Raw genomic sequence first — 18,101 nt, forward strand, 5'->3', positions numbered from 1 at the left:
ATGCGCGCCCTTGCCATCGCCGCCACCGGCATGTCCGCCCAGCAGACCAATGTGGAAGTGATCGCCAACAATATCGCCAACATCAACACCACCGGCTTCAAGCGGGCCCGCGCCGAGTTCACCGATCTGCTCTACCAAGCCGAGCGCGCCCAGGGCGTACCCAATCAGGACGGGGCCGAGCCGGTGCCGGAAGGGGCGCTGGTGGGCCTCGGCGTGCGCACCATCGGCATCCGCAACCTGCACCTGCAGGGGCCGCTGTCGCAGACCGGCAACCCCCTCGACCTCGCCCTCAACGGACGCGGCTGGTTCCAGATCACCAGCCCCTCGGGCGAAACCCTCTACACCCGCGCCGGCAGCTTCAACAAAGGCCCCACCGGCCAGCTGGTGACCGCCGACGGCTATACCGTGAACCCCTCGCTCACCCTGCCCAGCAACGCCTCCAGCATCGTCATCAACGAGGCCGGGCAGATCTATGCGCAGGTGGCCGGACAGAACAGCCCGCAGCTTCTCGGCCAATTGTCCCTCGCCACCTTCGCCAACGATTCCGGCCTGGAGCCGGTGGGCGACAACCTCTACCGGGAAACGCCGGCCTCCGGCCAGGCGGTGAGCGGGGTGGCCGGCGACGTGGGCTTCGGTTCCATCGTCCAGGGCTATCTGGAGGGCTCCAACGTCGATCCCATCAAGGAGATCACCGCCCTCATCTCCGCACAGCGCGCCTATGAGATGAATTCGAAGGTGATCCAGGCCGCCGACGACATGGCCGGCGTGGTCTCCAAGGGCATCCGCTGATGCCCCGCGCACCCGGCCTCACGGCCCTGCTTGTGGCCCTGTTTCTGGCCCCGCTCGGCGGCGCCGGCGCGGCGGCGCAGAGCATCGCCACCCTCACCGCCCGCTCCGAGGCGGAACGGGCGGCCCCGGCCGACACCGCGCCGCCTCCCGCCGCGGCGGCCGCGCCGATGGCGGCGGGGGTTCCCGTGCCGGTGCCGGCAGTGACCCTCTATCCCGGCGACAGCCTGGCGAGCGCCGCTTTCGGCAGCCGCATGGTGCCGCAGGAGCTGGTGGACCGGGGCGGCATCATCGCCCGGGAAGAGGCCTTGGCCGGCAAGGTGGCCCGGCGCACCCTGCCCGCCGGCCAGCCGGTGCCCACCAATGCCATCACCGATGCCACCGTGGTGACCAAGGGGGTGGCGACGCGGATCCACCTCAAGGCCGGCGGGCTCGCCATCTCCGGCTATGCGCTGGCGTTGGAGTCCGGTCCGGTCGGCGCCTTCATCCGGCTCAAGAACATGGACAGCGGCCAGATCATCGTCGGCCAGGTGGAAGCCGACGGATCGGTGCGGGTGCCCATGCCATGAGACGATTGCTGCGCTTCGCCTTCGGCCTCTGCCTCATTGCCGGCCTCGCATCGGCGGCCATCACACCGGCCGCCGCCCTCACCCGCATCAAGGACATCTCGTCGGTGCAGGGGGTGCGCGACAACCAATTGGTGGGCTACGGGCTGGTGATCGGCCTGCAGGGCACCGGCGACACCTTGCGCAACTCGCCGTTCACCGAACAGGCCATGCAATCCATGCTGGACCGCATGGGCATCAATGTGCAGGGCCTCTCGCTCCGGGCCAAGAACGTGGCGGCGGTGGCGGTGACGGCGGTGCTGCCGGCGTTCGCCACCGTCGGCTCCCGCATCGACGTCACCATCGCCTCCCTCGGCGATGCCACCTCGCTGCGCGGCGGCACCCTGCTCATCACCCCGCTGAACGGCGCCGACGGCATCGTCTACGCCGTCGCCCAGGGCCAGCTGGTGTCGGGCATCGCCATCACCGGCCAGGCGGAAACCCTCACCCAGGGGGTGCCCACCGCCGGACGCATCGCCAACGGCGCCCTGGTGGAAAAGCAGATCCCCGGCCAGCTCGCCGAGCTGGGGGTGTTCCGCCTCGCCCTCACCAACCCGGACTTTCGCACCGCCACCAGCATGTCCGACGTCATCAACGCCTATACCCAGGCGCGTTATGGCAAGCGCCTGGCGCGGGAACTGGACCTGCGCACGGTGGAAGTGCAGCGCCCGGCCAATGCCAATCCCGCCCGCTTCATCGCCGAGCTCGGTGAGCTGCGGGTGGAACCGGACACGCCGGCGAAGGTGGTGGTGGACCAGCGCACCGGAACCGTGGTCATCGGCCGCAATGTCCAGGTGTCCACCTTCGCCGTCACCCAGGGCAACCTGACGGTTCAGGTGACGGAGACCCCCATCGTGTCCCAGCCGGAGCCGTTCTCCGACGGCCAGACGGTGGTGGTGCCCCGCACCCAGATCGATGCCCAGGAAAGCTCCGGCCCCATCGGCATCGTCCATGGCACGAACCTGCACACGCTGGTGAACGGCCTCAACCGGTTCGGCCTGAAGCCCAGCGACATCATCTCCATCCTCCAGGCGGTGAAGACCTCCGGGGCGCTGCAGGCGGAACTGGTGTTCCAATAGGCGTCAGCCCCGCGCCAGCCCCGGCCGGGGATGACAGCGCCACGCAAGTCAGCCTCCCTAGAACCGACCTGCCCGCCGCCGCAGCGCACCGCGCGGCGGCGGTGATTTTTCAGGGAGTGTCCCCCATGAGCCTCACGCTGCCCGCTTTGTTTGCGGCCGCTGCGGCCGGCCTCGCCGCAGGCGCCTTCGGCGGCCTGCTTCAAGGCCCTACCCGCGCGCTGCGTCGCACCGCCCGCCACGCGGCCCCACTGCTCGCCGCCGGCCTGCTGCTCGGCGCGCCGCTGGATGCCCACGCCCAGGCGGTGGTCGCGGCCGCCAGCCCGGCGACGGCCCAGGCTGCCGCTCAAGACACCAATGCCGCCCAATACTGCCGCAACATCGCCGATGCGGCCGCCGACGCCCGCTTCACCCGGCAGAAGGAGGCCCTGTCCGCCATGGAGAAGGCCATCGAGGCGCGGGTGGCGCAGCTGGAAGCCAAGCGCAAGGAATATGAGGACTGGCTGCAGCGGCGCGAGATCTTCCTGAAAAAGGCGGACGAGGCGCTGGTGGCGGTGGTCTCGCAGATGCGGCCCGATGCCGCCGCCGCCCAGATGTCGGCCATGAACGAGGACATGGCGGCGGCGCTGCTGTCCAAGCTCAACCCGCGGGTGGCCAGCGCCATCCTGAACGAGATTGACCCGGCGCGCGCCGCCCGCCTCACTTCCACCATGGTGGGCCTCAGCCGCCGCAACACGGAAGGCAAGGCGGGATGAAGCGCGCCACCCTGCCCGTCTGGCTGGCGCTGGTGCTCGCCGGCTGCCAGACCAGCCACGACAACCTGCTGCTCGGCCCCTCGCTGAGCCCGGTGGGCTCGGGGCTCGACACCCGTCGAGATCCGGTGCCCACCACCTTCCAGCAGCCGCCGGTGCGCAGCTTCCGTTCCACCTGGGACCAGAACCGCTCCGGCAGCATGTATCGCGACCTGCGCGCGGCCAAGGTGGGCGACGTGCTGCGCGTGTCGATTGCCCTCGACGACAAGGCCCAGTTCGACAATGCCACCGACCGCTCCCGCGAGGCCAAGAGCAAATTGGGCTTCGACACCGGGATCGACCTCTCCGGCCTCGGCAAGGGTGCCAACGCGGGGGCCGCCTCCGGCAACCTCAACATCAGCTCCGACACCGAGACCAAGGGCAAGGGCACCATCGACCGTTCGGAAAAGCTGCGCCTGTCCATCGCCGCGGTGGTCACGGAAGTATTGCCCGACGGCAATCTGATGATCAGCGGCTCACAGGAGATCAAGGTGAATTACGAGGTGCGGGTGCTCAACATCGCCGGCATCGTCAACCCGCTCGACATCTCCTCGGGCAATGTCATTCCCTACGACAAGATCGCCGAAGCCCGCATCTCCTATGGCGGACGTGGCCGGCAGATGGATGTGCAGCAGCCGGCCTGGGGCCAGCGCATCTACGATCTCGTCGTGCCGTTCTGAGGACGCGACCCATGCCCCCCTCACCGTCCAAGGACGCCGGCAAAGACGCCGGCGGCGCCAAGAAGGGCGGCGGCCTGATCGTCGCCCTCCTCATCCTCACCCTGCTGGCGGCGGGACTCGGCGGCGGGCTCGGCTACCAGCTGGCCGGCACCGTCGAGAAGGTGGTCAGCGCCAAGATCGCCGCCGAGCCGAAGGTGGAGCCACCCCCGCCGCTGCGCTACGCCGGCGACATGACCCTGAAGGAGCTGAAGCCGGTGGTGGTGAACCTGGCGGCGCCGAGCTCCGCCTTCGTGCGCCTCGAAGCGGCCCTGGTGTTCAAGAACGGCGCCCTCGCCAATCCCGATGTCACCGCCGCCGAGATCCGCGAGGACATGATGGCCTATGTGCGCACCCTCTCGCTCAGCCAGCTGGAGGGCCCGAGCGCGCTCCAGCACCTGCGCGAGGATCTGAATGACCGCGCCGGCGTGCGCTCCGAGGGCAAGGTGGCCGAGCTGGTGCTCGTGTCCCTGGTGGTGCAATGAGCGGCGCCCAGGCGACGCCGGTCCGCCATCCGGCCGCCCGCGCGGCGCGGCACACCATGGCGGTGCTGCTGGCTGCGGCGGCGCTGCTGGCCGCCTCGAGCGCCCCGGGGCTCGCCGAGACCGCGCCTCAGCTGCCCTCGCTGGATCAGTTGCTGCCCGAAGGCAATGGCAGCGCCGCCGGCCGCGTCATCCAGATGGTGGCCCTGCTCACCGTGCTGTCGGTGGCGCCGGGGCTGCTGATCATGGTGACGAGCTTCACCCGCTTCGTCATCGCCTTCTCGTTCCTGCGCTCGGGGCTCGGCCTGCAGTCCACCCCGGCCAATCTGGTGCTGATCTCCCTGTCGCTGTTCATGACCTTCTATGTCATGGGCCCCACCTTCGAACGCGCCTGGCAGGACGGCGTGGCGCCGCTGACCGAGAACCGCATCAGCGAACAGGAGGCGGTGGAGAAGATCGCTGACCCGTTCCGCGACTTCATGCTGAACCAGGTGCGCGCCAAGGATCTGCAATTGTTCAGCGATCTCGCCGCCCGCCAGGCCGGCGGCGGCAAGGACAAGCCCGCCCCCGCCACCCCGGCGACGCCGGCCAAGGCGGAGGAGAAGATCTCCATGCGGGTGCTCATTCCCGCCTTCATGATCTCCGAGCTGCGGCGCGGCTTCGAGATCGGCTTTCTCATCGTGCTGCCGTTCCTGGTGATCGACATGATCGTCGCCACTTTGGTGATGTCCATGGGCATGATGATGATGCCGCCGGCGGTGATTTCCCTGCCGTTCAAGGTGCTGTTCTTCATCCTCATCGATGGCTGGAATCTTCTGGTCAGCGGGCTGATCCGCTCGTTCTTTTGAAACCGCCAGAAGCCCGCAGCAAAACCCGCGCTCCGGCGCGGGTTTTTGTTTTCGCCCCCCCGGACGACAAGGACGCAAGCCCCGCGCAAGCTCGGCGCGCTAGGGTGTGTCCCATGGCAGGTTGAACGGCTCTCGCGAGCCGGTGCCGGACCCCCGAGCGGGCCGGCCGATCAAAGGCATGATGCCGCCCTGCCATGCCGGTGAAAGCCCGGCATGTCCCCCTGACACTCAGACCTTGCAACCCAAGAGGGACATTTCGTCATGACCAGCCTGATCACCAACAACTCCGCGATGGTGGCCCTGCAGACCCTGCGGACCATCAACGCCAACCTCGACACCACCAACACCCACGTCTCCACCGGCAAGCGGATCAACTCCGCGGCTGACGGTGCGGCCTACTGGTCCATCGCCACCACCCTCACCTCCGACAACGGGGCCCTGGGCGCGGTGAAGGATGCCATGAGCCTCGACAAGAACTCGGTGGATGCGGCGTCGACCGGCGTCAACGCGGTGGTTTCCTCGCTGTCCAAGATCAAGAACAACCTCACCGCCGCGCTCTCGCCCAACGTCGACCGCAACAAGCTGCAGACCGAGATCGCGTCCTACGTCAGCGAGATCAAGACAACCTCCGACAACACGGTGATGAACGGCTCCAACTGGCTCTCGGTGGACTCCAGCGCGTCTGGCTTCAACGGCACCAAGAACCTCCTGTCGTCGTTCTCGCGCACCGGCTCCACGGTGACGGTGGGCTCCACCGCCATCGATACCGGTTCGTTCACCGTCTATGATGCCTCCACCGGCAACACCGCCACCGGCTCCTCCTCCACCATCGACAAGGGGGTGACGGCGGTGGCCACGGCGGCCAACGTGACCGGCGGCGCCACTGTCGCCGTGGATACCACGGCCGGGAGCCTGAAGGGCTTCATGGACACCAAGTACGTCATCGGCGGCACCGCCACGGCCGGCACCGAGTCCATCTCCGACTTCGACGTGTCGACCCTCGGCAACACCGATGCGGACCTGGCCAAGATCCAGGCCTATGTGAAGATCGTGGATGCCACCATGCAGCAGCTGCAGCAGGGCGCCACCACGCTCGGCACCACCTCGACCCGGCTGGGGTCTCAGCAGACCTTCGCCCAGAGCCTGATCGACCTCAACACCTCCTCCATCGGCTCGCTGGTCGACGCCAACATGGAAGAGGAATCGACCAAGCTGAAGGCCCTGCAGACCCAGCAGCAGCTGGCGGTGCAGTCTCTGTCCATCGCCAACAGCTCGTCGCAGAACGTCATGAGCCTGTTCCGCTGAGCTGGGCATACGCCCTCCACCCGCGCCGGTCGCCGGCGCGGGCGTCTTTCCCCCGGGCGGCCTGCAGGGTTTCCCTGCAGCGCTCCTTGCCAGCCGGCGGCGCGCGCCGGCCCCCTGGCCACGCCTCCCCCCGGAGCGTGGCCTTTTTTCTGGCCGCGGCGGCTGCAACGCCCAGGCAAGTTTGAACGTCGAGATTGCTCCAAGGCACATGAGCGGGGCCGCAACGCCCCGTGTGCCCGATCCTCACTTCGACAGCTCCGGCGGCGCACTGCGCCACGGGGCGAGGCGCAATCGGACGAGATCAGCCGATGATCGGCAAGGACCAGCTCGAACTCCTGTGGAAGAACCTGCGCGATCTCGGCACCCGCCGGCTGATCGCGCTCGGTCTCATCGCCCTGGTGGTGGTGGGCGCCATCGCCCTTGGCGCCTATTACCTCGGCCAGCCGGAGCGCGAGCCGCTCTATTCCAACCTCACCCGCGAGGATGTGAACCGCATCGGCGGCGCCCTCAAGGATGCCGGCATCCCATTCGACGTGGCCGCCGACGGCACCAGCGTGCTGGTGGCCCATTCCGACACCGCCAAGGCCCGCATGCTGCTGGCGGTGAAGGGGCTGCCGCAGAGCGCCAACACCGGCTACGAGCTGTTCAACGACGTGCGCGCCTTCGGCCTCACCTCCTTCATGCAGGAGGTGACGCGGGTGCGGGCGCTGGAGGGCGAGCTCGCCCGCACCATCCAGACCATGAAGGGCGTCAAGGCCGCGCGGGTGCACATCGTGCTGCCCGATCGCGCCTCGTTCCGCCGCGACCAGCAGCAGGCCTCCGCCTCGGTGGTGATCCGCACCGAGAATGCCGAGGATGCCTCCACCGCCCAGGCCATCCGCCACCTGGTGGCGGCCGCGGTGCCCGGCCTCAAGCTCGACGATGTCACGGTGCTCAACACCGAAGGGGCGGTGCTCTCCGCCAGCGACGACGGCGCCAATGCCGCCACCGGCAAGAAGGCGGCGCTGCAGCAGCAGGTCAATCGGGAGACCGAGGAGAAGATCCGCCGCACCCTCACCCCCTATCTCGGCATGGGCAATTTCGAGGTCTCGGTCACCTCCCGGCTCGACACCGACAAGGTGACCAGCCAGGAAACCACGTTCGACCCCGCCTCCAAGGTGGAACGCTCGGTGCGGGTCGTGAAGGAGCTGGGCCAGACCCAGAACCGCACCAAGCAACCCTCCACCTCGGTGCAGCAGAACATTCCCGCCCAGCAGAGCAGCTCCGACAACGGCACCGATTCCAGCGAGAACAATTCGCGCCGTGAGGAACTGACCAATTTCGAGGTCTCCACCCGCACCGTGCAGACCGTGCGCGACGCCTATCTGGTGCGCGGCCTCTCCATTGCCGTGCTGGTCAACAAGGAGCGCCTCGCCGCGCCCTCAGGCCCCGGTGGCGAGGTGATCCCGGTGGAGCAGCAGATCTATGAGGTGGAGCAGCTGGTGGGCTCGGCCGCCGGCTTCGACAAGGAGCGCGGCGACAAGCTGAAGGTGGTGGCGGTGCCGTTCGCCGATGGTGGCCACGCGCTGGAGCCGGTGCCTCCGCTGCCGTGGACCGAGCTGCTGCTGCGCCAGGCCGGCACCATGATCAACGCCCTGACCATCCTGGTGGTGGCGGGCCTGCTGATCTGGTTCGGGCTGAAGCCGGCGGTGCGCGCCATTCTCGCCCGTCCGGAGCCGGAAGCCATCGAGGCCGATGTGGCGCGCCTCGAGGCCGCCATGCTGGCGGCGCCGCAGATCCCGGCGGTGGGCGGCCCGGGTGAGCCGGCCGGCGCGCCCGCCGCCGCGCCGGCGGCGGAGGGCGACGAAGACACCCTCAACCTCATCGAGGATCTCACCAGCCGCAAGAACCGCTCGCCGCAGAAGCGGCTGGAGCAGATCGTCGAGTTCGATGAAGAGCAGGCGGCAGCCATCCTGCGGCAATGGCTGCACCAGGAGGCCCGGGCATGACCATGCACACGCTGCTGCGCCATCTTCCCCATTTCGGCCCGTCCGGGGTCGCCCTGCCCGCCGACGGCGAGGCGCGTGACATCGCCGCCCCGCCCCGTCGCGAGGGACCGGCGGCGGAAGCGCCCCGCGCGCCCCTGCCCAGCTTCAGCGGCGACGACCTGCGCCAGGCGGTGGCGCGCGCCCGCCACGAGGCGCGAAACGAGGCCCGCAGCGAGGCCGAGGCCGAGGCCCGCGCCGCCCTGGCCGCCAGCGAGGCAGCGCGCAGCGCAGACGCCGAGCGGCTGCAGGCGGCCTTCGACCAGCAATTGGCGGAGGCCCGCGCCGCCTGGTGCCAGGGCGAGGCGGAGCGCCTGGCGGCGGCCGTCGCCGACGCCTTCGCCGACCTGGAAACGCGGCTCGGCAATGCGCTGGGCAAGGCGCTGACGCCATTCGTGACCGCCGCCGTGCGGGCCCGTGCCCTGGAGGAGATGAAAGGGCACATCGCCATGCTGCGCGCCGGCCACGCCGCGCCGCTGCTCACCGTCAGCGGGCCGCAGGACCTGGTGACCGCCCTCGCCCACAGCCTCGGCGACCCGGCGGGGGTGCGCTTCTGCGCCACCGGTGCGGCGGACCTGACGGTCACCTGCGACGACACCATCATCGAGACCCGGCTGGCCGCCTGGGTGGAACGGCTCGGCGGCAATGCGCGGCCCCAGAACCAGGGAGGCGCCGGTGTCGGGGAAGGATGAACACGGCGAACTGATCATCGTCAAACGCCATGACGACGAGGAGCACGACCACCATTCCAGCGCCTGGAAGGTGGCCCATGCGGACTTCATGACGGCGATGATGGCCTTCTTCCTCATCATGTGGCTCATCAACGTCACCGACAAGGACACCCGCAAGGCCATCGCCAACTACTTCAATCCGGTGGACCTCGCCTCCTCCATCACCGACGTGCGCGGCCTCAACGACCCCGAGGATACCCAGGCCAAGGGCACCTCCAGCGACGGCGAGAAGATGTCGTCGCTGAAGAACACCACCGGCCGCAAATCCGGCGCCGGCGACGATCGCCAGCAGGGCGACAAGGAGCGCGCCGCCTTCCAGGACCCCTATGCGGTGCTCAACAAGCTGGCCGGGGATGCCGACCCGCGGCCGGGCGGCACCCCCGACGCCACCGCCGGCGACCTCGGCTCGCCCGGCACCGGCAATGGCGACGTCAACCGCGATCCGTTCGACCCCACCTATTGGCAGATGTCGGCGGCGCTGCAGGCCCGGGTGGCGCGGCCAAGCCCTTCGAAGATCGCCCCGCCCGCCGCCGGGCGGCCCGACGCCGGCGGCCCCCCGGCCCCGCAGAAGGCGAGCGACAGCGCAGCCGCCGGCGCCGCCAAGATGAATGGCGCGACCGGCGCGACCCCCGCCACCGGCGATCCGGCCGCCCAGGCGCTGGCGAAGGAATTGAAGAGCGCCCTCGCCAGCAGCTTCCCCGGCGGCCGTGCGCCCCAGGTGGAGGTGCGCGCCGGCCAGGACGGGCTCATCATCGACCTCACCGACAATATCGACTTCGCCATGTTCCCGGTGGGTTCGGCGATCCCCGACGGCCGGCTGGTGCGCGCCATGGAGCAGATCGCCCGCACCCTCGCCCAGCGCCCCGGCGAGGTGACCATCCGTGGCCATACGGACGCCCGTCCGTTCCGGTCCGACACCTATGACAACTGGCGGCTGTCCAGCGCCCGCGCCCACATGGCCCTGTACATGCTGGTGCGCGGCGGGCTCGACGAGCAGCGGGTGGTGAAGATCGAGGGCGTGGCGGCCCGCGATCCCAAGAAGGCCGACGATCCCAATGCCCCGGAAAACCGGCGCATCGAGATCCTGCTGCGGGCGCCCGCCCCATGACCGGCGACACCATGACCGGCGACACCATGACCGGCGACACTATGACCGCCTTCCGCTGCCGCACTGCCGGCACGAGCGCGGCTCGCAAGCGGTCCACCGCCGGCGTCGCGCTGGTGTTGGCCGGCCTCACCCTGCCGCTCGGCGCCCACGCCCAGTCGGTCGATCCCTGGGCCGGCCTGCGCCCCGTGGCCGAGGCCGCGGAGAGCACGCCCGCGGCCTCGGCCACGACAGCCCCCGCGCCCCAGGCCCGCCCCGCGCCCCAGGCCCGCCCCGCGCCCCAGGCCCGGCCGGCGCCGCCGCGCCTGCCGGCTGCCGTGCCGCTGCCGCCACGGCGGCCCGCCATTCCGCCGCAGACCACCGCTCGGGCCACCGAACCGGCGCCCCCGGCCACAGCCCGAGACGACACCCCGACGCCGGCGCGCGCGGCCCTCGGCCCCACCGCGCCGCTGCCGCCCCCACGCCCTCCCGGCCCGTCGCGCCCCACCAGCGCGACCGCTGCGGAGCCGCCGCGCCTGGCCTCCCCACCGGCCGCCTCTCCGGCGCCCCCTGCCAACACCGCGCCAGTGGCCAGCACCAGCATCACCACGCCGGTCGTGGCGCCGGTGCCGGCAGCTGTGGCCGCCGGACCGGAAGCCCATGCCGATACGCCGACCGACACTCTGGTCGACACCCGGGCCGACACCCGGGCCGACAACCCGGCAGTCACCCAGACGGACACCCTGCCCTCGGACCCGGGTGGACCGCGGACCGAGGCTGTCGCCGAGCCGCAGGCCGCCCCGGGCACACCCCCAACCGCCACGGCCGAGGCGCCCCCATCGTCCGCGCCGGCGGCCGAGGCCCATGATCATGCACCCGCCGCTGCGCCAGAAGCGCACCCGCATCCGGCAACAGCCGTCCCTTCGGGCGCCGGGGCGGTGGCGCCGATGGAGCTGGTGCGCCGGCTGCAGCGGCTGCAGGACCGCATCGCCGGCGGCGACGTGGATGGCATCGTCACCCAGCGCACCTTGATCCGCGACATCGACCGCGCCTTCGCCAGCGCCGATGCCGGCGTGTGGCAGGACCCTGCCAATGCGCGCGCCCTGGTGATCTACGCGCTGAGCGGCGGCACCCCGGCGGTGCTGCGGGACATCGTCACCCGCGAGCCAAAGCCGGCCATCGACGAAAAGCTGCTGCTGGGCGCCCTGCTCTATGTGGAGGGGCGCGAGGAACCGGCCCTCGGCCAGCTGGGAGAGGTGGACGCCCGCAAGCTGCCCAATCCGCTCGGCGGCCAGATCGCCCTGGCGCAGGCGGCGCTGGTGGTGCGCAAGGATCCCCAGCGCGCGGCCCAGCTGCTGAATCTTTCGCGGCTGCTGCTGCCCGGCACCCTGGTGGAGGAGGCGGCGTTGCGCCGGCAGATCCTGGTGGCGGCCCAGGCCAACGACACCGAGCGCTTCACCCGCCTGTCGGACCAGTATCTGTTCCGCTTCCGGCACTCCGCTTATGCCGGAAACTTCCGGCAGCGCTTCGCCAGCGCCCTGACCCGCATGGCCTTCCTCGCCGCGCCCGATGGCCTGGAGCGGCTCGACCAGTTGCTGGCCGCCATGGAGGAGGACGGCCGGCGCGATGTCTACCTGTTGGTGGCGCGCGCCGCCCTGGTGGAGGGCAAGACCCGGCTGGCGGCGGGCAGCGCCCGACGGGCGCTGACGCTCGCCCCACCGGCCAGCCGCGACGCCGAGCGGGCGCAGCTCTATCTCGGCGCGGCCGAGGCGGTGACGGTGGATCAGTTCCAGGCCGCCACCCAGGCCCTGCGCACCGTGGATCGCGATCGCCTCGACCCGTCCGACGTGGCGCTGATGGATGCCGCCCTCTCCGCCGCCGACCTGGTGCGGCAGGCCGATCAACCTCCGGTGCCGGCCGCGCGGGCCAGCATCGCCGCGGCGCCGCGACCGGAACCCGCCGCCGGCCCCCCGCCCGGTGATGCCGGTACCGAGGCCAAACCCTCGGCGGTGGTGCTGAAGGCTCAGGACACCCTGAGCAAGATCGATACTTTGCTAAAGGATGCCCCGCGATGAAAACCCCGGATTGCCCGCACGCCCCCCCGCGTGCCGATGCCGGGGGACCGGCGCGCACCATCGACCCGCAGGCCCACGACACCGCCTTCGCCGCCCTGATGTCGGACCTCGACCGGACCCCCGCCACGGCGCCACCGCAGCAGCCCGCCCCCGTGACACCGCCCGCCGACGGGACCGCGCCCCGCAGCACGGAAACTGCCCTTGGAGAGTTGCTCTCGCGCTGGCGCAGCGCCAGCGGCGACGACGATCCCCAGTGCCCTCTCCCCCCCGCATCCGGGACACCGGGAGAGGTGAGCGGAGCCCCGGCGGGGGATGGACCGGAGGCCGCAGAGCGCGCGCCAAAAACGCAGGACGCGCGCGTGCCGACGCCGCATGGACAGGCGCCGGATGGACAGGCGGCGGCTGAACCAGAGGCACCCGTGCGGAACGCGGGCCCGAAGGACGCCATGCCTCGGCCGACACGGACGCAGCAGGCGGCAGCCCCCGCGCAGGCCTCCCCGTCGCCGGCCCCCGCGCAAATCCTTGGATCGCAGGGGGCTCCCGCGCCGTCCGCCTCCTGCGCCGGCCGCGCCCAGCGGCCGCATCGTGCGCCAGACCCTCAACCGTCCGAGGAGCCGGCATCCGCCACCGCCGTGCCCGGCGCGGCGCCGCCAGCGCTGACTGTGCCCCTGGCGGCGTCCCTGGCGGTGCCCCTGGCCGGCATGCGCCCCGCTGCGGCCCGGACAGAGCCGGCGCTCGCCGTGCCGGATCTGCCACATTCCCCCTCCGCCGAAGCTCGGCCGGGGGAGGCACCGACGGGCCACTCCGGCACCGCAGTCCGGGCCACCGTTCTCCATCGCGAGACCCATTTCGCACCGGTGACGCCGGGCCGCCCCGCCGGCGTGTCCATCCCGGAGCCGGCGACCAGCGACAGACCGGACACCTCCGACATCGCCATCGACGCCCCCGAACCGCGCCACCCGACGCCAGCCCCCCGCGCCGACGTCGAGCCGCCGTCCACCTCAACCGCCGCGTCACCCGCCCCGATGGGGGCATGGCTGGGGGCGACCCCGGCGCCCGCTCTGCCTCAGGTCAGCCTCGCTCAGGTGGGCGCGGCGATCACCCAGGAAGCGCGACGCCTGCAGGCCGGCCGGCCGGCGGATGCCAACGATGGCGCTCAGATGCGCGGACCGGTGCGGGTGCTGGAGATGGCGCTGTCGCCGGAAAGCCTCGGCCGCGTGGTGATCCGCCTGCGGCTCACCGCCGGCGGGCTCGACGTGCGCATCCGCGCCAGCCTGCCGGAAACCGCCCGGATGCTGGAGCAGGACCGGGGTCACCTCGCCCGCCTGATGGCCGACCAGGGCCTGGAGCTCAACGACCTGCAACTGGAGACCGGCCCCAGCCTCGGCCGCTTTGGCACGGCCGGCTTCGTCCCGGAGCCACCGCGCTTCGAGCCGCCTGGCTTCGAGCCACCGCGCGCGAACGACCAGAGTGCCGCCGACCAGAGCCCGGACGACAACGGACGTCGGCGTGACCCCCGCGATCCGCCGCCTCAGGACCAACCCCATCAGGATCCTGCCGATGAAGACCCTGCGCGCCGTCCTTAGCCTGCCCATGCTGGTCATGATGGCGGCGCCGCTCGCCGCCGCCCCGGCCGGCGGCCCCACGGACATCTGCGAGCGCGAGCTGGCGCGCGCAGCGAAGAAATACGACATCCCCCTGCCGATCCTCTATGCGGTCGGCCTCACGGAGAGCGGCTACAAGGGCTCGCTGCAGCCCTATACCCTCTATATCGAGGGCAAGGACTACATCTCCTCCAACCTTCCGGACGCGCTGAAACTCTTCCGCGAGGCCCATGGGCGGGGCGTCAACCTCATCGATATCGGCTGCATGCAGGTGAATTATTACTGGCACAAGGAAGAGTTCAACACGCTGGAGGAGATGTTCGACCCCCGCCTCAACGTGGAGCAGGCGGCGCGCTTCCTGCAGCAGCTGCGCAAGCGCGAGGGCAGCTGGACCATGGCGGTGGCCCGCTACAATGCCGGCCCCAAGAACACCGTCGGCCAGCACCGCTATGTGTGCCGGGTGATGAAGAATCTGGTGGCGGCCGGCGTCGGCCAATGGACCCCCACCGCCAAAGCCTTCTGCGACGCGCCGGCGGAGTAACGGCTCCCAACGAGCGAAAGGCCGGCGCGGTTCCCCGCGCCGGCCTTTCGCTCGCTTTGGACGTTTCCCTGATCTTGCGTCAGGCGGTGATGTCCACGTCGCGGGTTTCCTTGCCCAGCAACAGGGCGATGAGGGTGAGCACCGCCATGGCGGTCAGGTAGATGCCGACCCAGAACGGGCTGCCCGCGCCATAGGCCCACAGCGCCACCGCGATGAACGGAGCCACCGCCGCGCCCAGGATGGAGGAGACGTTGTAGGCGATGCCCGAGCCGGTATAGCGCACGTTGGCGGGGAACAGCTCGGGCAGCAGCGCCCCCATGGGGCCGAAGGTCATGCCCATCAGGGTGAAGCCGATGATCAGCCAGGCCATCACCCCCACATTGCCGGCGGCCAGCAGGGGCACCCAGGTGAGGCCAAAGAGGGCGATGGCGAGGGTGATCCAGATGAGGGTGCGCCGGCGCCCCCAGCGATCGGCCCAGGGACCCGAGGCGAGCGTGAAGATGCCGAAGAACACCACGCCCGCCATCATCATCAACACGAAGGTGCGGTAGTCATAGCCGAGCCCGGGCAGCGCGGCGGTGGTGGCGGCGCGGCCATAGCTCAGGGAATAGGTGGTCATCAGGTAGAACAGCACATAGGTGGCGAGCATGTAGAAAGTGCCGAGGATCAGCTCGCGCCAATAAGTCTGCACCGCCGCCACCAGCGGCAGCTTGTGGACCCGGCCGTCCTCCACGGTCTTGGAGAAGGCGGCGCTCTCCACCAGGTTCATGCGCACCCACAGGCCGACGATCACCATCACCGCCGAGAACAGGAACGGCACCCGCCAGCCCCAGGCCAGGAACGCATCGGATGGGCGCGAGGGATCGCTCGAGGGCATCAGCGCCGCGATGACGAGGAACAGGCCGTTGGCGATGATGAAGCCGATGGGCGCGCCCAGCTGCGGAAAGGTGCCGTAGATGGCGCGCTTGCCCTCGGGCGCGTTCTCGGTGGCCACCAGCGCCGCCCCGCTCCACTCGCCGCCGAGGGCGAAACCCTGGGCGAGGCGCAGGACGACCAGAAGCCCCGGCGCCAGCCAGCCCACGGTTTCATAGGTGGGCAGGAAGCCGATGAGGAAGGTGGCGATGCCCATGGTGAGCAGGGCGCCCACCAGGGTGATCTTGCGGCCGCGCTTGTCGCCCAGGTGGCCGAAGAACACCGCGCCCAGCGGCCGCGCCACCATGGCCGCGCCGAACACCGCGAACGATGCCAGCAGCGCCGTGGTCTCGTTGCCGGACGGGAAGAAGAGATGCGGGAACACCAGCACCGCCGCCGTGGCATAGACGTAGAAGTCGTAGAACTCGATGGTGGTGCCGATCAGGCTGGCGAGGATGACCCGGGCGGGGGAATTGACCGCCGGCGCCACGGCCGCGGTCTCAAAGGTGGCTGTCGAGGACATGATGTGGGTTCCAGGACTCAAAAGATCCGTGCACGGCGGGCGTCGGCCGGCGGAGCGCCATCCGATCCGAAGATACGGCAATTTTCGGTCGCTCTGGTGGGGGCAGACACGCCACATGGCGCAGGTTGATTGGCCATTCAGATAGATTATTGCGCCCGCGTTGAACAGGCCGACACAAGCGATGCGGAGCCGCTCTGCTTCCATCGCATGGCAGCCCTTCACCCCTGCGCCGGGGGCACAGCTGCCACCCCACACGCCCCTCGCGATCGCGACGACGCGACACAACCGCGCGTGGGAGCCGGCCGGCGCTCCGATGGGTGCCAGTCGCGGCGTCCCGTGACGGGCGGCGCCACTCTCTCAGGCGACCTGACGCAGCGCCGCGGAGCGGTTGACCCTGCCGGCAAAAGCGACCAAACAACAGGGATCGCGGGGTGAAACACTCCTGCCCGCGCCCGTGCGGCGAGTCCGCCCGCACCGCTGGGGCAGCGGCGATGGGACGGCGGCGATGGGACGGCGGCACCGGTGGCCGGAGGATGTGGACGCAACATGAAAAGGTCCGGGCAGAAGTCACATGGCCAGAAGTGAGATCGTGCCCATCATCATGGCCGGGGGCTCGGGAACGCGCCTGTGGCCCATGTCGCGCGAAACCATGCCGAAGCAGTTCATCGAGATCCTCGATGACGGCCTCTCCACCTTCCAGGCCACCCTGCTGCGGATCCGCGACCCGCGGTTCGGTGCGCCCATCGTCGTCACCAACCATGAGTTCCGCTTCGTCGTCGCCGAGCAGATGCAGGCCATCGGCATCGCTGGCGACATCGTGCTGGAGCCCGAGCGACGCGATTCCGCCGCCGCCGTGGCCGTCGGCGCCCTGCTCGCCCAGCGCCGCGATGCCGATGCGGTGTGCGTGAGCCTGGCCGCCGACCACGCGGTGCAGAATACCGATGCCTTTCGCGAGGATTGCGCCGCTGCCGCACGCATCGCCGCCGAGGGCCTCATCATGACCCTGGGCATCGCCCCCACCCACCCTTCCACCGCCTATGGCTATATCGCCCCCGGCGCGGCGCTGGCGGCGCCCGGCGCCTATCGTCTCCAGCGGTTCGTGGAGAAGCCCGACGCCGAGACGGCCGCCGCCTACTGCGCCCAGGGCTTCCTGTGGAACAGCGGCAACTTCGTGTTCGCCGCCGGCGCCATGATCGAGGAGCTCGCCACGCTGGCACCGGCGGTGCTGGCGGGCGCCCGCGCCGCCCTGGACGGAGCCCGCGAGGACCTCGACTTCCTGCGCCTCGATGGCGATGGTTTCAGCCAGATCCCGCGCATCTCTATCGACTATGCGGTGATGGAGCACACCACCCATGCCGGCGTGCTCACCGCCCGCTTCGACTGGTCGGACGTGGGCGCCTGGGACGCCATCCACGCCCTCAAGGCGAAGGATGACGACGGCAACGTGCTCGAAGGCAATGTGGTCACCCTCGACAGCCGCGGCTCCCTGGTGCGCAGCGAGGACATTCTCACCACCGTGATCGGCCTCGACGACGTGGTGGTGGTGACCACCCTCGACGCGGTGCTGGTGGCCAGCAAGGCGGCGGCAGGCCAGGTGAAAGGGCTGGTGGAAAGCCTGAAACAGGCGGAGCGGCGCGAGGCCCGCGAGCACCTGCGCGTGTACCGGCCCTGGGGCTGGTATCAGCGCATCGACATGGGCCCGCGCTTTCAGGTGAAGCGCATCAACGTCAAGCCCGGCGGCCTGCTCAGCCTGCAGCGCCACTTCCACCGCGCCGAGCATTGGGTGGTGGTGTCAGGCACCGCCGAGGCCAGCGTGGATGGGCAGGTGACCTTCCTGCACGAAAACGAATCCATCTACCTGCCCATCGGCTGCACCCATCGGCTGCGCAATCCGGGCAAGATCGATCTGGAGCTGATCGAGGTGCAGGTGGGCAGCTACACCGGCGAGGACGACATCGTCCGCATCGAGGACGCCTACGCCCGGGACTAAGCCCCCAG

16 protein-coding genes are annotated in these 18,101 nt (G+C 70.3%); 15 read left to right on the forward strand and 1 reads right to left on the reverse strand.

The genetic code is table 11. The features are described 5' to 3' along the window. The 14 genes from flgG (at position 1) to ACU4E7_RS05495 (ending at position 14,668) form a co-directional block, all read left to right on the forward strand. Positions 1–789 carry a flagellar basal-body rod protein FlgG gene (gene flgG / locus ACU4E7_RS05430; RefSeq protein ID WP_447020903.1) on the forward strand — a complete coding sequence of 263 codons (789 nt, stop codon included), beginning with the start codon at positions 1–3 and terminating at the stop codon, positions 787–789. Beyond that, positions 789–1,355 (forward strand): flagellar basal body P-ring formation chaperone FlgA, encoded by a 567-nt coding sequence (flgA, locus tag ACU4E7_RS05435; RefSeq protein ID WP_238123866.1) that lies wholly within the window; start codon positions 789–791, stop codon positions 1,353–1,355. Before flgG ends, flgA begins: the two co-directional genes overlap by 1 nt. Further along, a complete protein-coding gene (gene flgI / locus ACU4E7_RS05440) occupies positions 1,352–2,470 on the forward strand; it encodes a flagellar basal body P-ring protein FlgI (RefSeq protein ID WP_238123865.1) in 1,119 nt (372 codons plus the stop codon). Before flgA ends, flgI begins: the two co-directional genes overlap by 4 nt. A 125-nt stretch (positions 2,471–2,595) precedes the next feature. Then, the gene (locus ACU4E7_RS05445) at positions 2,596–3,222 is read left to right on the forward strand and encodes a MotE family protein (protein WP_238123864.1); all 627 of its coding nucleotides are present in this window, start codon (positions 2,596–2,598) and stop codon (positions 3,220–3,222) included. After that, positions 3,219–3,938, forward strand: coding sequence for a flagellar basal body L-ring protein FlgH (locus ACU4E7_RS05450; RefSeq protein ID WP_238123863.1), 720 nt, complete (start codon positions 3,219–3,221; stop codon positions 3,936–3,938). Before ACU4E7_RS05445 ends, ACU4E7_RS05450 begins: the two co-directional genes overlap by 4 nt. An 11-nt stretch (positions 3,939–3,949) precedes the next feature. Beyond that, on the forward strand, positions 3,950–4,459 hold the full coding sequence (locus ACU4E7_RS05455; RefSeq protein WP_238123862.1) for a flagellar basal body-associated FliL family protein: 510 nt from the start codon (positions 3,950–3,952) through the stop codon (positions 4,457–4,459). A 56-nt stretch (positions 4,460–4,515) separates the two neighbouring features. After that, positions 4,516–5,304 carry a flagellar type III secretion system pore protein FliP gene (gene fliP / locus ACU4E7_RS05460; protein WP_447021587.1) on the forward strand — a complete coding sequence of 263 codons (789 nt, stop codon included), beginning with the start codon at positions 4,516–4,518 and terminating at the stop codon, positions 5,302–5,304. 261 nt (positions 5,305–5,565) lie between these two features. Further along, positions 5,566–6,609: a flagellin N-terminal helical domain-containing protein gene (locus ACU4E7_RS05465; RefSeq protein WP_238123861.1), complete on the forward strand. Its 1,044-nt coding sequence runs from the start codon at positions 5,566–5,568 to the stop codon at positions 6,607–6,609. Between the two features lie 308 nt (positions 6,610–6,917). Beyond that, positions 6,918–8,597 carry a flagellar basal-body MS-ring/collar protein FliF gene (gene fliF, locus ACU4E7_RS05470; protein WP_447020904.1) on the forward strand — a complete coding sequence of 560 codons (1,680 nt, stop codon included), beginning with the start codon at positions 6,918–6,920 and terminating at the stop codon, positions 8,595–8,597. Continuing rightward, positions 8,594–9,325 carry a hypothetical protein gene (locus ACU4E7_RS05475; RefSeq protein WP_447020905.1) on the forward strand — a complete coding sequence of 244 codons (732 nt, stop codon included), beginning with the start codon at positions 8,594–8,596 and terminating at the stop codon, positions 9,323–9,325. Before fliF ends, ACU4E7_RS05475 begins: the two co-directional genes overlap by 4 nt. Then, entirely contained in the window at positions 9,309–10,472 is a 1,164-nt protein-coding gene (locus ACU4E7_RS05480) for a flagellar motor protein MotB (protein WP_447020906.1), read from the forward strand. The genes ACU4E7_RS05475 and ACU4E7_RS05480 overlap by 17 nt, the downstream gene beginning before the upstream one ends. Further along, positions 10,469–12,523, forward strand: a complete 2,055-nt coding sequence (locus ACU4E7_RS05485) for a hypothetical protein (protein ID WP_447020907.1) — start codon at positions 10,469–10,471, stop codon at positions 12,521–12,523. The genes ACU4E7_RS05480 and ACU4E7_RS05485 overlap by 4 nt, the downstream gene beginning before the upstream one ends. 740 nt (positions 12,524–13,263) lie before the next feature. Then, entirely contained in the window at positions 13,264–14,109 is an 846-nt protein-coding gene (locus ACU4E7_RS05490) for a flagellar hook-length control protein FliK (RefSeq protein WP_238123701.1), read from the forward strand. Next, positions 14,084–14,668 carry a lytic transglycosylase domain-containing protein gene (locus tag ACU4E7_RS05495; RefSeq protein WP_443267577.1) on the forward strand — a complete coding sequence of 195 codons (585 nt, stop codon included), beginning with the start codon at positions 14,084–14,086 and terminating at the stop codon, positions 14,666–14,668. Before ACU4E7_RS05490 ends, ACU4E7_RS05495 begins: the two co-directional genes overlap by 26 nt. Before the next feature lie 79 nt (positions 14,669–14,747). Here the strand turns inward: ACU4E7_RS05495 and ACU4E7_RS05500 are convergent, their stop codons facing one another. Further along, the gene (locus ACU4E7_RS05500) at positions 14,748–16,103 is read right to left on the reverse strand and encodes an MFS transporter (RefSeq protein ID WP_447020908.1); all 1,356 of its coding nucleotides are present in this window, start codon (positions 16,101–16,103) and stop codon (positions 14,748–14,750) included. A 571-nt stretch (positions 16,104–16,674) separates the two neighbouring features. Between ACU4E7_RS05500 and ACU4E7_RS05505 the strand changes: the two genes are divergently transcribed. Beyond that, positions 16,675–18,093 carry a mannose-1-phosphate guanylyltransferase/mannose-6-phosphate isomerase gene (locus ACU4E7_RS05505; RefSeq protein ID WP_447020909.1) on the forward strand — a complete coding sequence of 473 codons (1,419 nt, stop codon included), beginning with the start codon at positions 16,675–16,677 and terminating at the stop codon, positions 18,091–18,093. Positions 18,094–18,101 lie beyond the last annotated feature (8 nt).

The organism is Xanthobacter sp. ZOL 2024 (assembly GCF_052932325.1).

Bases quoted from the DNA above. Each gene is read 5' to 3' on its own strand.
- flgG (WP_447020903.1), top strand. From the start codon at position 1: ATGCGCGCCCTTGCCATCGCCGCCACCGGCATGTCCGCCCAGCAGACC.
- flgA (WP_238123866.1), top strand. From the start codon at position 789: ATGCCCCGCGCACCCGGCCTCACGGCCCTGCTTGTGGCCCTGTTTCTG.
- flgI (WP_238123865.1), top strand. From the start codon at position 1,352: ATGAGACGATTGCTGCGCTTCGCCTTCGGCCTCTGCCTCATTGCCGGC.
- ACU4E7_RS05445 (WP_238123864.1), top strand. From the start codon at position 2,596: ATGAGCCTCACGCTGCCCGCTTTGTTTGCGGCCGCTGCGGCCGGCCTC.
- ACU4E7_RS05450 (WP_238123863.1), top strand. From the start codon at position 3,219: ATGAAGCGCGCCACCCTGCCCGTCTGGCTGGCGCTGGTGCTCGCCGGC.
- ACU4E7_RS05455 (WP_238123862.1), top strand. From the start codon at position 3,950: ATGCCCCCCTCACCGTCCAAGGACGCCGGCAAAGACGCCGGCGGCGCC.
- fliP (WP_447021587.1), top strand. From the start codon at position 4,516: ATGGCGGTGCTGCTGGCTGCGGCGGCGCTGCTGGCCGCCTCGAGCGCC.
- ACU4E7_RS05465 (WP_238123861.1), top strand. From the start codon at position 5,566: ATGACCAGCCTGATCACCAACAACTCCGCGATGGTGGCCCTGCAGACC.
- fliF (WP_447020904.1), top strand. From the start codon at position 6,918: ATGATCGGCAAGGACCAGCTCGAACTCCTGTGGAAGAACCTGCGCGAT.
- ACU4E7_RS05475 (WP_447020905.1), top strand. From the start codon at position 8,594: ATGACCATGCACACGCTGCTGCGCCATCTTCCCCATTTCGGCCCGTCC.
- ACU4E7_RS05485 (WP_447020907.1), top strand. From the start codon at position 10,469: ATGACCGGCGACACCATGACCGGCGACACCATGACCGGCGACACTATG.
- ACU4E7_RS05495 (WP_443267577.1), top strand. From the start codon at position 14,084: ATGAAGACCCTGCGCGCCGTCCTTAGCCTGCCCATGCTGGTCATGATG.
- ACU4E7_RS05500 (WP_447020908.1), bottom strand. From the start codon at position 16,103: ATGTCCTCGACAGCCACCTTTGAGACCGCGGCCGTGGCGCCGGCGGTC.
- ACU4E7_RS05505 (WP_447020909.1), top strand. From the start codon at position 16,675: ATGGCCAGAAGTGAGATCGTGCCCATCATCATGGCCGGGGGCTCGGGA.